The organism is Bacteroidota bacterium, assembly GCA_041658205.1.
Classification (GTDB): domain Bacteria; phylum Bacteroidota; class Ignavibacteria; order UBA10030; family UBA8401; genus UBA8401.
On sequence record JBBAAO010000001.1, the window covers coordinates 2,207,248 to 2,223,601 of the forward strand.

10 protein-coding genes are annotated in these 16,354 nt (G+C 41.7%); 1 reads left to right on the forward strand and 9 read right to left on the reverse strand.

The window, feature by feature from the left end:
* Positions 1-12: 12 nt before the first annotated feature.
* The 9 genes from WDA22_09040 to WDA22_09080 form a co-directional block, all read right to left on the reverse strand.
* Positions 13-3,042 (reverse strand): two-component regulator propeller domain-containing protein, encoded by a 3,030-nt coding sequence (locus WDA22_09040; protein MFA5833609.1) that lies wholly within the window; start codon positions 3,040-3,042, stop codon positions 13-15.
* Between the two features lie 274 nt (positions 3,043-3,316).
* Positions 3,317-4,018, reverse strand: coding sequence for a metallophosphoesterase family protein (locus tag WDA22_09045; GenBank protein MFA5833610.1), 702 nt, complete (start codon positions 4,016-4,018; stop codon positions 3,317-3,319).
* Positions 4,015-6,672: a protein kinase gene (locus tag WDA22_09050; protein MFA5833611.1), complete on the reverse strand. Its 2,658-nt coding sequence runs from the start codon at positions 6,670-6,672 to the stop codon at positions 4,015-4,017. Before WDA22_09050 ends, WDA22_09045 begins: the two co-directional genes overlap by 4 nt.
* Before the next feature lie 96 nt (positions 6,673-6,768).
* Positions 6,769-9,492, reverse strand: a complete 2,724-nt coding sequence (locus tag WDA22_09055; protein MFA5833612.1) for a protein kinase — start codon at positions 9,490-9,492, stop codon at positions 6,769-6,771.
* A gap of 78 nt (positions 9,493-9,570) precedes the next feature.
* Complete coding sequence (locus tag WDA22_09060) at positions 9,571-12,219, reverse strand: protein kinase (GenBank protein ID MFA5833613.1); 2,649 nt, start codon at positions 12,217-12,219, stop codon at positions 9,571-9,573.
* Positions 12,220-12,453: 234 nt separating this feature from the next.
* Positions 12,454-12,909 carry an IS200/IS605 family transposase gene (gene tnpA / locus WDA22_09065; protein ID MFA5833614.1) on the reverse strand — a complete coding sequence of 152 codons (456 nt, stop codon included), beginning with the start codon at positions 12,907-12,909 and terminating at the stop codon, positions 12,454-12,456.
* A gap of 332 nt (positions 12,910-13,241) precedes the next feature.
* Positions 13,242-13,538 (reverse strand): hypothetical protein, encoded by a 297-nt coding sequence (locus WDA22_09070; GenBank protein MFA5833615.1) that lies wholly within the window; start codon positions 13,536-13,538, stop codon positions 13,242-13,244.
* A gap of 152 nt (positions 13,539-13,690) precedes the next feature.
* Positions 13,691-14,437 (reverse strand): antibiotic biosynthesis monooxygenase, encoded by a 747-nt coding sequence (locus WDA22_09075; GenBank protein MFA5833616.1) that lies wholly within the window; start codon positions 14,435-14,437, stop codon positions 13,691-13,693.
* Between the two features lie 46 nt (positions 14,438-14,483).
* Complete coding sequence (locus tag WDA22_09080; GenBank protein MFA5833617.1) at positions 14,484-15,782, reverse strand: GAF domain-containing SpoIIE family protein phosphatase; 1,299 nt, start codon at positions 15,780-15,782, stop codon at positions 14,484-14,486.
* A gap of 157 nt (positions 15,783-15,939) precedes the next feature.
* On the opposite strand from WDA22_09080, the gene WDA22_09085 reads away from it, so the two are divergent.
* Positions 15,940-16,287: an STAS domain-containing protein gene (locus WDA22_09085; GenBank protein ID MFA5833618.1), complete on the forward strand. Its 348-nt coding sequence runs from the start codon at positions 15,940-15,942 to the stop codon at positions 16,285-16,287.
* The last annotated feature ends 67 nt before the right edge of the window (positions 16,288-16,354 follow it).

The following is a 16,354-nucleotide window of genomic DNA, read 5'->3' on the forward strand; positions in this document are numbered from 1 at the left end:
ATGTTCGTAGTTTTATGAAAAGGGGATTGTCAGAAAGAGCGACGTTCCATGCTCATCAGGAATAATGTTCAAGGTTCCACGACACGACAATGCGCGGTTTTTCATGCTGGTTAAACCGAGTCCATCACGCTTTATATTTTGTTGAATAAATTTTCCATTGTCACGGATGATCATATGCAGTTGTGAATTCTCTTCCGAAAAAGAAATGGTCACTTTTGTGGCTCCGGAATGTTTCACTACGTTATGAATAGCTTCTTTATAAATAAGAAAAAGGTTCCTTCGATGTTCAAGCGATAGAGCAAAGTTCGGGGTTCCCGAAAATTCAAACTCTATGTTCGTTGACCGCAGCAGAGATTTTGCCGTCTCTTTCATTTTGAGAAATAGATTTTCCGTAGAATCATTTTGCGGATTAATAAACCAAACAATATCCCGCATGGCATTGGCTGTTTGTATTGCTGTTTGTCCGATATCCAGTAATTCCTGCTTATCCTTTTCGGAGAATTTGTCGTCGCGTGCTTTCATTTGTGTTGCAATCGCTATTCCGCTTAAATTACTCCCGATCTCATCGTGTAAATCTCCGGCAATTTTCATCCGGACGTTTTGCATTTCATATATTTTTATCATCCGATACCGATACACACTATAGACCATCGATAGTATTGCGATAATCACCAATCCTTTGAACCACCATGTCATCCAAAACGCCGGCACGATTGTAATTACTGCCATTTTCTTTGGAACACCCCATACACCATCCCGATTACTGGCTTGAATGATGAAATCATATGTCCCGGGATGCACATCGGTATATGTTGCTGTTGTATTATCACCGGATTGATGCCATGTATCGTCAAACCCTGTGAGCATGTATTTAAATTGATTTTTTTTGTGCGGTAGATAATCCAAGAATGCATACTCTATAGAAAAGAAGTTTTGATTGAATTCTAAAGTGATTTCCTTCCCGGGATCGGCTAATTCCGATATTGCAATCTCTCTGCCAAAAACTTTAAAGGAAGTCATAACAACGTTTGATACGAATGTATCATTTTTCATATCTTCCGGCTTGAATGAAATGTATCCATCTCTTCCGCCAAAATACAGTTTGCCGTCATGAGTGTTGAGACTGGTCCTCCAGTTGAATTCATTGTTTCTAAGACCATCATCAGTGGTATACGTTCGGAATGTTTCTGTTGCCGGATTGAATTTTGCAAGTCCGTTTATCGTTCCCATCCATAAATTTCCATAGTGATCTTCTTCAATGGAAAAAACAATATCATGGGGCAAACCATTTGCCGTTGTATATCGCTTAAAGGTATTATTTGAATCAATATATTTGGATACACCCCCTCCGAAAGTACCTATCCATATTCTTCCCTGTGAATCTTCAAACACCGTCGTTTCGATTTCTGGAGTCAGCGAAGAAGGAATATTTTTATTGACGGCAAAACGCGATACTTTATTTGTCTTTGTATGATATCGCGTTGGACCCATCCATATCGTACCATGATGATCTTGAAGAAATGGAAAGGGAAACTCGTCAAGCTCTTCAATATTTGTTTTTTTTGAAAGATAATCGTTGATCCGAATAAACGTACCCTTTGTTCGATCCATCACATCTGCGCCAAATTGTGTACCAACAAGGAATGTTCCATCATCCAATTCCAATAAGCGTGCCGTTAGATTGCTTCGAAGTGATGTTGAATCTTTTGGATTATGGAAATAGTTAGTAAATGTTTTGTAATCACGATGTAATTTTTTTAGGCCTATTCCTTTTGTGGCAATCCATATTGTTCCAAAACGGTCTTCGTAAATATCCGATATATTATTCTCTGCTATTTTTTGAGGATCCACTCCTGTATAGCAAAATATTGTAGTATCTCCTGTCGTAGCATCGATTTTTATGAAGCCATCTCCATCATACCCAATCCACAGATTCTTATTGCGATCTTGATAAATTTTTGTGACAGTGGTGCTTCTCTGATCATGTTTTTTATTTGCAAAATCTTCATGCCGTTCAAACATTTTTGTTGCTGATAATTTGCATAAGCCGGTTTCGGTGCCAAACCAAATGTTCCCCGAATAATCTTCAAGAATACACCGAATATTGTTACCGGTAAGCCCTTTCTCGTCAGATGAAGTTGCACGGATGTTTGTTATCATTTGATCCTTTGTTCCCATTCGTTCAACAAGATAAACTCCATCATGACCATATGAACCGAGCCACAGTCGCTTCTGCCTGTCAAGAATAATAGGTTTGATGAGATTTTTTCCTATCGCAGAGGGAATAAAATGAGCAACCTTTAACGTCCTTTTATTTACTATATCCACACCAGTATGTAGACCAACAATAAGCAACGAATCTCTAAACGGTAGTATTGATATGACGCTGTTCATTGCCAACGATTGTGGATCCTTCGGATCATGTAGAACGGAGAGTACTGATCCCGTCTTAGGATTGAATTTGAAAAGACCTCGAATGTTGGAAGCAATCCATAACTCTCCGTTATGCATTGGGTAAATGGCAGTGATATCAATTCCAATAAGGTATCGGCGTAATATTTTTTCCCTTTGATCATAACTAAATAATCCGCCATTCAGAGACCCAATCCATATTAATCCTTGTGAATCTTCAGCAAAACACCGAACTAAATTATTACTGGTTGCTTTCTCTAATTTGAGATAATTATTCAATAAACTAAATTGTTCAGTTTTTCTGTCAAATAGACATACACCGCCGCCCCACGTTCCGACCCACAAATTTCCCTTGCTGTCCTCAAATAATGTCCGAATGTAATTTACTTGCAGTGTGTGCGTATAATTATAAAATGTCTTGAAGTTTTTTCCATCAAATCGATTAAGTCCGTTAGCTGTACCAATCCATAGATACCCGTCGCGAGTTTGTACTATCGCATTAACTGTGTTTTCAGACAATCCATTTTTTAAAGTGAATTGTTCAAACGTAAATGGTGATTGTGAGATTGCAATAGAAGGGAATAGAAATACTACGCAAAGCAGGATGATATTATGACATGTTGTTTTCACTGTGTGTTTCGTCAATACAATTAAGTCAGACAAGTAGATTATTGTGAGGCGTGTTAAAGGCAAAAAAAAGCGATCATACCAAGCAGTCGATAATATTTTCTTAACGATAATGAAACGATTTACCATGCCATCATACATTTTTGTGAATATATGGGAGTATTATTTTCCATTCTCATTGTTCGCGTTATCATTAGTCTTTAAGGGTGGCATCTCTTAATGCAGGATTTCGTTAAACTGACTTCATGCTTTACAAAGCAATGAAATGATATGATATTTACATCCCGTACATCAGCCGGTTTCCAAGTTCTTCCGGAAGTTTTGCGGCATAGATCTTTTCCGCCGCTGTTTGAATATCGTATTGAGATCGAATCAGTTCATACTCCCATGTCGAAGAATCGAAGATCCCAAAAGCGAGTTTTGGGTTCCCATCCCTCGGCTGGCCGACACTTCCCACATTGATCAGATATTGATCATCCGGCGTAATATTCTTTGCACGGCCGTGACTAGTGAAGATTCCGGGAACATGGGTGTGACCGATAAAGCAAATCTTCTCTTCAAAATAACGGATCGCAGAGGAGGCATCATCATTGTCGATGATATAATCCCACGCTTCCGGTGTATTGGGGGAAGAGTGTACGATCAATATATTTTCTTTTTTGGCAACCATCGGAAGAGATAACAAGAATGTTTTGCTTTCATCGGTCAGCTGCTGCGAAGTCCACACCACTGCTTTTTTTGCAATAGCGTTAAAGTCGTGCGCTTGAGAGACATCCAAAGCGGCAGCATCATGATTACCTAAGACCACAGTGGAACAACGTTTGCGAACGATATCGACACATTCGTTGGGATTGGCACCGTAACCGACCACATCGCCGAGACAGATGATCTCATCGATCTGCTTCTCATCGATAATGGACAATGCTCTTTGCAGCGCTTCTAAATTCGAGTGTATATCTGAGATAATTGCGTATTTCATTTTACCGTCTTGTTTTGTTCATCTGCAATAATGACAACATCGGATCGGATATCACCGCGAGAGACGATTAGTGATTTCCCGTCGTTAGTCCATGCAAAATTTGTGATAAAATATTCGTCAAAATCGGTGTATCGTTTTTGAGCGCCGCCATCCAACGACCGGATATAGATGTTAGATACTCCATTCTCCGTGAGGATGTAACTTATATCGTTGCTGTTGGGCCGCATCACCATTTCATTTTCTGCATCGCTCGAAAGATCAAACAAGTATTTCGGCGTTCCCCCTTCCAGCGGTACCGCGTACATCGTCTGAACCTTTCGTTGGTCATCATATTTACGAAAGATCACTCGCTTTCCGTCGTTAGTGATACTCGGCTGAGTTCCTTGAGTCGATGTGATATCCACTCTCTCCCCACCATCCAGCAGCACCTTCATGATTGTATTCGGACCCCGAAGCCAGGAATCAAACACGACCCACTTTCCTGTTGCATCAATAGTGGGCCTGTAGTCTTCAGCATCTTTTGTTAATTGTTTCAGTCCTGTTCCGTCGGTTTTGAGTGACCAAATATTGGGAATTCCTCCCTTAGATGAGGTGAACACTATTGATTTGGCAATGGTGGAGACTGAAAAATCAAATTCCAGAAACTCATCAAATGTAATCTGTTGTTGATTCTCGCCGTTGAGCTCCGATTTCCAAATATCAAAAGCTCCATTCTGTCTGGATGAATAATACAATTCATTCTTACTGCTGATTGTCAATCCCCTGTCACCGTCATTACGCTGCGAAGTAATTTTTTTTGCATGCTTTGCATCTCCGTTTTGAACAAAATACAAATAAAGTTCCTGTTCATTCAAGACTGTACACAACGTTTTAAAATCATTCGTGAGAGACGAACTCAAATAGTTATTCAGATCATTTGTCACTTTGGAAACGGTACCGGAAGGATATTCGATGAAAAATAGTTGTGTTGCAATGATATTGATACTTGAAGCCTCTACAACAAGTCCCTTCCCGTTTGAAAGCCAATTGACTTGAGACACATCATCCCATTGATGGGTTGATAATTTTTTCATTTCTGCCGTTGTTACATCAAAACCAACAACGGTATGATGGAATCCTCCTTCCCACGATCCCAGAGAGGCTGCAATCATTTTCCCATCCGGTGACCAAGAAGGATTACCATTGATCCAGAGATCCCCTTTATACGCACTGAGATCTTTCTGTTGTGAACCATCGACAGAGGCAACAACCAACGCAAAATTGCCCGATTCTGGATAGACTCTTCGAAATGCGAGCTGTTTTCCATCAGGTGATAACGTAACTGAGCTTTGGACATTGTCCAAAATTTTTACCGAATTCCCCCCAAGTACAGGAATCTTATAGAGTGAATAATTATCTAGAACATCATCTCCCATACGGTAAAATATGAAATTCCCATCATTGGAGAACACAGGATCCGCAATTGCTGCCTTTTGAGCAATTCTAATCTGAATGTTACTTGAGGTGGCCAACTGCTTTACCCACAACGAATATTTTCCCTTATCCAACTGAACATAAGCAACGTATCGTCCATCCTGTGAAATTGAAGCTGAAAAGATTTTTCCGGTAGAAGTGATCCTTGACATTTGGGTTTTGGTAAACGGAATCGGATCGTTTTGCATGAACAACATCAGTCCGGCGAAAATCAAGATCATAACAACCAATCCCCCAACAATATACTGAAGTGTTTTTTTGCTGTTCTTTGGAGTGTCTGCCGATTGGTGCTGCGAAGAGGAGTGTTGAGTTTTTTCTTCTTCAATTTTTTTGTACTCGCCGGAATATTGCGGACGATTAACTCGTGAACTCTGTTTCTTCAAACGACGCAGATCGCGTACAATATCGGACATGTGCTGAAAGCGGTCATCCTGATTTTTTTCGAGCGCGGTCTTTAAAAGAAATGACAACTCTGCCGGTGCATCCGGGACAAATTTCTGAATATTCTCCGGGTCCTCATTGATGATGGAGTACATCATTGCCGCTTCATGCTCGCCGCGGAACGGAAGCCGTCCTGACAGCATCTCAAAAAACAATACACCGAACGAGAAGATATCCGACCGTGGATCAACTTCGCCTCCCTGCATCTGTTCCGGCGCCATATATGCAAGCGTGCCAACAGTGCTCGAAGTCCGCGTCAGTTTTAATGATCCTTTTAATTTTGCCAGACCAAAATCCATCACCTTAACTTGGTTTTTGGAATTGATCATGATGTTATCAGCTTTGATATCCCTATGGACGATCCCTTTGGTGTGCGCTTCTTCGAGTGCTTCGGCAATCTGGATTGCATAATCGATGGCGGTTTCGATTTTGATCTTTCCCTTCAGAAACGTCTCCCGGACCGTTTTTCCCTCTACAAATTCCATGACAATGAACTGTTTCCCATCTTCTTCACGGACATCGTGGATCACACAAATATTGGGATGGTTCAGAATTGCGACAGCCTGAGCCTCTTGAAGAAACCGCGTCTGCTCAGATGTCCCTTTCGCAAGATGATGCGGAAGAAATTTGAGGGCGACGATCCTGTTCAGTTTGGTGTCTTGGGCTTTATACACTACACCCATCCCACCTTCACCTAATTTCTCAACTATTTTATATTGCGATATTGTCTGATCGATCATAAGATTTTTTCATTTGTTGATTGAATCGTTGACTCATTGAAAAGCAATTCACGATTCAATGACCAAATGCTGAAATAATTCAATGAATCAATAGCTTTATTTTTCGCTATCCATCATTTTATTTATTTCATCCGTCCAATTCAAAACAATCGATATATTTTTGAACGAGACCCCTTTCACAGGTTGGGTTGTTACAATATATTTTCCATCCGAAGTAATATCATAACTGATCCCACTATCCACATTCATTGCCGGAAAATTTTCGATCAGCACCGTTGGTACTCCAGCCGTGAATGTCGTTCCAGAAGAGACCGGTACTGACATTAATTGAGAATTCCGGCGGTACAGCAAATATTTTCCGTCTGGAGTCCATCGCGGCTCTTCCGCCACATCCGACGAAATCTGCCATTTCCCTTCTTTCTTCGGGAATGGTCGTACGTAGATCTGATACGATCCTGATTCATCACAGATATACGAAACCCATTTGCCATCAGGGGAAATGGAAGATTCATATTCATCTTTTTTGGATTCCAAATACCTCCAGGGTGTTTTGTCCCCTAATAACGGCAGTACGAGAAGGTCGGACTGAGCACCCAATGTCAAATTATCTATCATAAGGAATTTGCCATCCCGAGACCAAAAGTTGACATAATTTCTCCCGCTGCCTGCATACACTTCCACTTCGTCTCCACTTCCATCAGAAGGTTTCATAAAGACTCCGTTAATTCCTTCTTTTGTCCTTTTCATATAGACGATCGTTTTTCCATCCGGCGACCAGTGCGGTGTCCTGTTAACACCGCCGAAGGTCAATTTGCTGAGCGTACTTCGTGCAATATCGAATGTCCAGATATCAAAATCTTCCCCATCACGGATGACAATGGCAATTTTTTTATTGTCGGGCGAAATGCTCGGCTCAATGTACGGATGTGCTGATGAATCCAGTATCGTTACCGCACCCTTCATGTCGATCTTTACGATCTTTCTACTTTCACCTTCAATCGGTCCGGGAAGATAGACGAGTGATCCATTATCAGAAATAGAGTAATTGGTAATTCCTGTGGTCGTAGCACTATACACTCCTTGAACTACAGGTACCGGCTGTCCCGATACTTCAAGATCATCATCATTGAATGGTACGATATACAAAACACCGGAACGGGAAAAGAGAAGATGACCTGAATTGACATATTTCGCAGTACTGGCACCTTCCAAAATCCGTTTTCGTTCGCCGGTATCGATATTGACAATATCAATGCTGGCATTTTCATAATAATCGGGACTCGAAAGTTTGCCGACAGTAAATATCACATGTTTGCCGTCCGGCAGACTGGAAGGCCAGCGGTGAGTACGCTCTTGCTTGGCAGAATCGATCTTCGTGATCTGTTTACCTTCGCCTCCATTTTCCGGTATCAGAAACAATCCGGTTTGAGCAGAAGGCGCGTAGATAATTTCTCCTTTCGAATTCCATGTCCCTCCTCTATTATCCGATGCTTCAGTCATTGCAACAGGAGTACCGCCATTCAACGAAATTTTTTCAAGCTTCCCGTTCCTGAAATATCCAAGCCAACGGTCATCCGGAGAGAAGAAAGGAGAGATGCAATTTTCAATTCCAGGAATGAGAACGGGATCCATCGACTTCAATTCACGCAGATAGAATTTATTGTTTGCCTTAAATACCACTTTGGAACCATCATGCGAAATAGTCAAAGCAGGATATGCCGTAACATCAAGCATTTTTTCTTCGCCGATATCAAGGGTGAATTTTGTAATAAAATTTCCAGAAGTTGTTGGGCGCAACATCCACCATGTAAACAGTAGTGCTAAGGATAGAACACCAGTAAGAATCCACGGAATAACCGATGAACGAAAAGGTGCCGCCAGATCGAATCTCCGATTCATGACTTCAATGACGAACGAGCCGGATGAAATTGATTTTTCTTTTTGCGCTGAAGGAATGTGGCTTGTTGAACGCAGTACCGAATACGCTCTGCTGTTTGTGTGTCCGGTTGATTTCTTTATCTTCCGAAGATCTTTTGCTAACTCTTTCGCCGATTGGCATCGGTCATCTTTTTCCTTTTGAAGACATTCAAGAATAATGTGGTCAAGTTCCGGATCAGTCCCTTCCTTCACAGCAGAGATCGGTGCGGGGTCGACGTTTACAATCTCATACATGATCGCCGTTTCGTGTACACCTTTGAACGGAGATTCTCCGGCAAGAAGTTCATATAGTACTACACCAAGAGAGAAAATATCAGTTCGGTGATCAACATCGAGTCCCTGCACTTGTTCGGGAGACATGTAACCCATCGTCCCCATTGTAGTACCGGCTTTTGTCAATCGAGAAACATTTCCTGATGTAAAAAGCTTTGCCAGACCGAAATCCATGATCTGTACGATACCATCTTTGCGGATCATGATATTATCTGGTTTGATATCGCGGTGGACGATCCCTTTTTCGTGTGCAGCGGCAAGTCCCTCCGCTACCTGAATACCGATCTCTAATATTTGTTTTTGTCCGAGCTGTTCTTTTTTATCTTTCAGTGATTTCCCATCAACAAATTCCATCACGATAAATAATTGACCCTCGTGTTCTGAGATATCGTGAATGGTGCAAACATTTGGATGATTGAGCGCCGATGCGGATTTGGCTTCCTGAATGAATCTCGCTTTATCTTGTTCGGATGCCGATAAATGCTGCGGAAGAAATTTGAGCGCGACGAAACGGTCAAGTTTGGTGTCGGTAGCCTTATAAACAACGCCCATCCCACCTTCGCCTAACTTTTCAAGAATTTTATATTGGGATATTGTTTGACCTATCATTCTTTTATAACCTATCGTAATTGAATCAGTGGTTTTTAAAATTGGTTCATTTGATCATTAGTCCAATAATGCAATAATTTAATAAACCAATTTCTGAAACCGTTTATTGTTCTTCAATGGCTCCCACCATGGTTCTATTTTCAACAATGGCACCGTTACTTCACACGGTAGTGATAACAACCGTTCTAATATATCTACAGCTTTTTCCTGTTCTCCCACCATGACATAAATTCTTGCAAGATCACGAAGGCGAAATGAACCGCGCCAAGCTTCTTTTTCAATTGGTAGAAGTTCCACTCCGCGTTCTCCCGCTGTTATCGCATCGTTCTTGCGTCCGATCCCGGCGTACGCAAGGCCAAGGGCACTATAGAACCGTTCATCGGCCGGATTGGTCTTGAGTTGAACACGAATGTAGGCAACGGCGCTGTCATAATATTGTTTTGCGAGCGTTTCATTCCCGCGGATATGTTCCATCTGTGCACGGAGAAGGCTTGTTGGTGCATATCCGAATTGATCGTTCAAAAATTCCTTCGTATTCACCTGGTCGATCACTTTTTTTGCGGCTTGAAAATTTCGCGCTATTAATTCAACGTCGTACTCCAGATAGTCAATGATGAACTCCGTTTCATTAATTTTTCCGATCCTGCGGGCCTGTTCAACGGTGCGACGTGAACCTTCAAGATCAGCTTTCCACGCCAAAAGATTCCTTACCATATCCTGATATGTGCCGGTTATATCGGGGGACAGTTCCAGTGATTTGTCAAAATTTCGGCTTGCTTTTTCATACTCCCGAGCAAGAACCTGTGTTTCTCCAAGCTGTCGAATTAGGTCAGCAGCACGCGGATTGCTTTCGATTGATTTTTCAAATGCTTCAATGGAACCGCGCATATTTCCCTGACGACGCATCACTGCTGCAATGCCATAGTATACGGTAGAATTACTTGGTCGATAGGAAAGAGCAAGAGAGAATTCTCCCAATGCCTTTGAATAGTCAAGTTTGGTATGATAATAATACCATCCCATTGCTTCATGTGATTCGGAAAGCTGTGGTGCAAGTTCTGTTGCTCTTTCTCCTGCAGCGCGTGATTGTTCGACACGTTTTTCAGTGCGATCATAGAAGAACCAGTACATCGTTGCATGAATCTTTGCAAGTTTAGCAAACGCTGCTGCAAATTTTGGATCAAGACGAATTGCACGTTCCAATAATTGTATAGCAATTTCCTGGTCGGACTTCGAAACACTCCTATTTGAATATTCTATAGCTTTCAGATAATAATCATATGCTTCAGAATTTTCCGTCAAAGAAGTTTCGAGTGATTTTTTTTCTACCGTTCCCAAAGCAACATCCATCGCTCCGGCAACACGGCTGGCGATATCCGATTGAAGCTTAAATGCGCTGGAGAGAACTGATTCCATAGAGATCGACCAAGCTTGCGTCTCATCTTCTACTCTGATCAATGTCGGATTCACTCGAACATTCGTTTTTCCGTCGACTGTTTCCCAACGGACTGTCCCCTGCAAAACATAATTCACACCAAGTTCATCACCAATCTGTTTCAGCGTCTTCGCAGTTTTTTTGTACTGAACAGCACTGGAACGGGCGATCACTTTCAATCCGGATAATCCTGACAACCTGCTTGTCACTTCATCGGTCATTCCGTCTACGAAATAATCCTTATCATTTGGTCCGAGATTTTCGAATGGGAGTACAACAATCACTTTCTTTTCGTCGTGTGCAAAAAGAGAACGAATCGAGTTTTGAAAGAAAATTCCCGCGAGCAATACTGCAATTCCTATAGCGCTGAACAAGAGTGTCCGTTTTGACAACCTCATTTGCTGTTCCGACTGATCAGGCCGCGGCTTTTTCGGTATATCTGGAGTCTGAAATTCTTTCGTTCGTACAATCCGAGTCGATTCTTTCTTCAAGCGGCGAAGATCAACAATGATCTCGGACATGGATTGGTAACGGTCTTCCGGATCTTTCTCCAGCGACTTTTTGAGAATATGAAGAAGTTCATTAGGAATATCACTACGATATTTCGTTGCAAGTTCCGGTTCTTCGTTGACAATGGAATACATCACCGCCGCTTCATGCTCGCCACGGAACGGCATTTTTCCTGTTGTCATTTCAAACAGGACAACACCGTACGAAAAAATATCGGAACGTATATCGGCCTCAATCCCTTGGATTTGCTCGGGGGACATGTAGGCTAACGTACCTATGGTGCTAGATGTTCTGGTCAGTTTCAGCGAACCTTTTAGTTTTGCCAGACCAAAATCCATCACTTTAATCTGGTTCTTGGAGTTGACCATGATATTCTCCGCTTTGATATCGCGGTGAATAATCCCTTTACTGTGTGCTTCGTGAAGAGCTTCACTGATTTGAATACCGTACTCAACTACCTGTTTTATGGTGAGAGGACTTGCGGCATCAACTTTATCCCACAGTGTTACACCTTCAACCAGCTCCATTTCAATGAACTGCATGTCATTTGCTTCGTCGATACCGTAAATCGTACATACATTGGGATGATTCAATGCCGAAGCAGATTTCGCTTCTTGGAAAAACCGTGATTTTTCTTGTTCGGATTTTGCTACATGTGCAGGAAGGAACTTGAGTGCGACGTAGCGGTCAAGCTTGGTGTCTTGGGCTTTGTAAACTACGCCCATTCCTCCTTCACCCAGCTTTTCAAGTATTTTGTAATGCGAAATTACATGCCCTATCATAAGTTTTTATATTTAGGATGAAATTGCCCCGTCTCGAATAATGTTCGAAACGGAATCCTCGTTCCGATGGATAATTGGAACGGGATTTTACAGATCATGATTGCAATTACCCTTAAGAAACATTCGCTTCACAACATATCACCCCGAAGGGGTCATCTCGACAAGGTCGGGGCGACGCCCCGACAGTTCTTGTTCACAAATTTCAACGAACCCTGAATGGGTGAAATAAAGATATTAATCCCATACATACCGTTCGTCATATTCGATTTCATTCTCTTCTAAAAATATCCTATACTCTTCCTGAAACGTTCTTTTTCTATGATGCTCTTCTTGATTTGCAATATATTTTCTTACACGCTGAACGTCGGATTGTCCAACAGAGAAAGCACCATAGCCATTTTGCCAAGCGAATTTGTTTAATAGTGGACTTTTCGTTTTAATCCACTTTGAAGAACTGCGTTTCATTTCACCCACAATGGTTGCCATTGATTGATTCCGAGAGAGCAAACAAAGAATATGCACATGATCAGCAATTCCGCCTACAATCAAAACCGGACATTCAAGATTGTTACATGTTCCGCCGAGATATGCATGCATCTCTTCACGTATATTTTTATCAACCAAAAAGGGGTGTCGATTTTTCGTTGAAAAAACTATATGAAGTAATACTTTGGATAATGATTGTGGCATAGTTTGTTTTTATGTTACCCCTTCAGGGTAACATACTGATAGTGATCATTATTTCCCTAGGGCGTTGCCCTCGGTTCATATCTTCATCCCCTTCGGGGATGTTACATTTTTCAAGAACTGATCCCGAAGGGCTCATCCCAGGTACACGCTTCGAGTAACACATTCCTTATTGCCTGATCTCACGAGGCGACTGTCCACGGTTCATTTCTTCTTATCCTTCGGAGAAGCAAGAATACATCAACGCTTCATCATAACATCCTTTTGCATTCCTTGTAGACTGTTCCATTAATTACAAAATCTTAGATTGATGGGATAGCATTTTCATGGATCAATTATTCTACAACCGAAAATATTTCCCTATGTCCTGAATCGATATGCGCCATAAATTTGCCATACCAGGCTCCAAACTCCATCGACGACATCGTTTCCAAAGAATTCTTTTCATATGCAGCTAGATTCTCGAATTTTAATTCCATCTCAAGCGTATAAAATTTTCCGGTTACGTCCATCATGTACCGTGATTCAGGTTGTCCGTGTTGTTTCATCAATTCTCTTCCTTCCGCAATTAAAGCTTTTACATCTTTTGCATGACCAAACTTCATCTGAAATGTATTTCGCACGATAATCATAACTACCTCCTGATAATTGGTGAATGAATGATGACCATTGATTTTTCAACGATCACTGTATCGTTGCCTGCCAAATGTCCGACTCTGCTTCTACTTTGATATAAAAGAAGGCCTTTTGATCAGCAGAGAGTCATGCCGTATTGAATATAAATTCATTTCGAGAACCACTCACCGGTCAAGCAGCGGTATACTGATGCTTTTATTTCTTCGGATGTTGCAAAACTGGTCCGTGATGCTTTATGGGAAACCTGCCATTGCACTGATGATGGCAGAAGTTCAAAGACGTTTTTTGTAAGAGAACGGAATGATTGTTCATCTGCAGCGGCATACAAATCGATGGTTTCATCCCAGAACGAAATGATGTTAAATTCACTCCCTTTTCTGAGAAGGATAATATGAATGAAACCTTTCTGTTCGCTGAACTTGGAGACTACTTTAGAAGCAAAGATTTCCTGAAATTCCTGGATCTTATCTGGTTGAACGGTGAGCGTAATAATCTTTGCGGCATATGGAGTGATGTGGAACTTCCGGATGTACTTTTTTTCCGTGTCATTGTCGTCGAATTGTTTTAAGGAGGGGTCGTTTTGGATCGGAGTATATTCGATGGAAAGATCATCAGTCAGTTTCAATTCGAATTCATTCGATTCTTCATAGAACGATCTCAGCGATTCGACCAAAGCCTTGAATACGCCGCTATGTTCGTATTCTTCCGTCGCTTTTTTTGATTCCCAAATGGTGACAGAGATACAATCTTTCGGATCGTCAATATTCTGCAATAACGATGCAAAACTGCATCCCGGCTGGAGCCGAAGTACAGAGATAACATTCTCATCGTACGCTTTTGCAAACACTTCAGAATGTTCTGCTTGAACACCCATCGAAACCATTCGAAGAAACATAAACTAATTCCTCCCGGAGCCGTACGGCAAAGAATGGATTGGAGAATTATTGAATTCTTTTTACCACCATCATCGTGATATCGTCCGATTGAGGATGTGTTCCTGCATGTTTCCGAACTTCTTTCACGACGGTATCAATGATTTCTTCTGCTGTTTGTTCTTTATGTTCTACAATAAGTGCCTGCAGACGTTCTTCACCAAATTGTTCGTGATTGCTGTTCATCGCCTCGCTGACGCCGTCTGACTGGATAACAAGAATGTCCCCGATCTGAATCGGAACTTCTTCATCTTCATAATTCGCCTGCGGCAGAAGACCAATCATCAGTCCTCCGGTTTTTAACCGCCGAATAGAATGATCCGTTCCGATTAAAAACGGCCAATCGTGACCCGCGTTGGAATAATGGATGCTGTGATGTTTCACATCAATCAGTCCATAGAATAATGTTGCGAATTTCTCAGGACTCGTACTTTCATATAATAATTTATTGGACCGCAGTAAACACTCGGAAGGTTGTTGAGAGACTAATGTTTGGCCACGAAGCGTTGCCTGAAGATTTGCCATCAGCAGAGATGCCGGAAGACCTTTACCGGAAACATCTCCAAGACAGAGCGCCATTCTCCCGTCACTCATCGGGATGAAATCAAAATAATCTCCACCGATGGATTGTGCCGCAATCGTCCGCGCAAAGATATCATATCCCAACAGTCCGGGATTGCTTCGCGGCAGAAGGTCGCGTTGAATTTTCGCGGCGAGCCCCACCTCTTGCTGCATCTTAATGTACAGTTTCTCTTCTTCAATCAATCGCGCATTCTCAACAACTTGCGCCGATTGAGCGGAGATGATTGCAAGCAGCCGTTGATCGTCTGTATTAAACGATTGTCCATCTTTTTTGTTGTACACTGTTAACACGCCGCGCAGTTCAGACTTCACGATCAACGGAACGCAGAGCAATGTTTTAATATTTCCATCCCACTGCACTCCGCGAAATCGCGGATCATTTCCGGGATCGTCAACGCTCAGCGGTTTTTTATTCAAATGCATCCACCCGATCAACGCTTGATGCATGTGAAACGCCGGCGCTCCGGCAGAACTCACCATGGTACGAATCAGCGTCTTCATCGACTTCTGTTCTTCTTCCACCAATGTGATAACACCTTGTTCGGCGTTCACAGCACGAATTGATTTTCGAATCAACGTCTGCATAATTTCTTCGGCATTCAACGACGCACTAATAGCTCTCGCAATATCATTAAGGATGGAAAGTTCTTCAACAGCACGGCGCAGTCTTCGTACTTCATCCTGCAGCGCATCCGCCGGTTGAGGATGTAGAGGTTTGTCTGTCATAGAAAATTTATCGGTTATAATGAGAGCAAAAGTAACGTTAATACGATAATAATCAAAGACAAATCTATCCGAATTATTACTTTTGCTTTCTTAAGAAGTTTGAATATCTTGACTCTCACAATCTGTTGAAATAATCTACAATACAATCGGAGGAACAATGAATATTAAATCCACAACAATGGATGACGGAAATGTGGTCATTCTGGAACCAAAAGGATCACTCATTGGTGGGACGGAAACAGATGAATTGAAGAGTGCCCTCAATTCGTTTATGGAAAAAGGGAAGGTAAAGGTTATTTTAGATCTTGGTGGGGTGGAATACCTTAATTCTTCAGCAATCGGTGTTTTGACCGTATCGCATTCAACTCTTTCAGCCCGCGGCGGGAAATTAATTTTGTGCAATGTTAATAAAAGCATCTCGAACATTTTTCTGGTAACAAAACTTTCAACAATCTTTTTAACGGAAAATAAACGAGAGGATGCTATTCTGGCGATGGGGAAATAATAGAATATAAATCTGAGACAAACTAAAAAACCTCCAATGATCATTAGAGGTTTTTTTATTACAATAT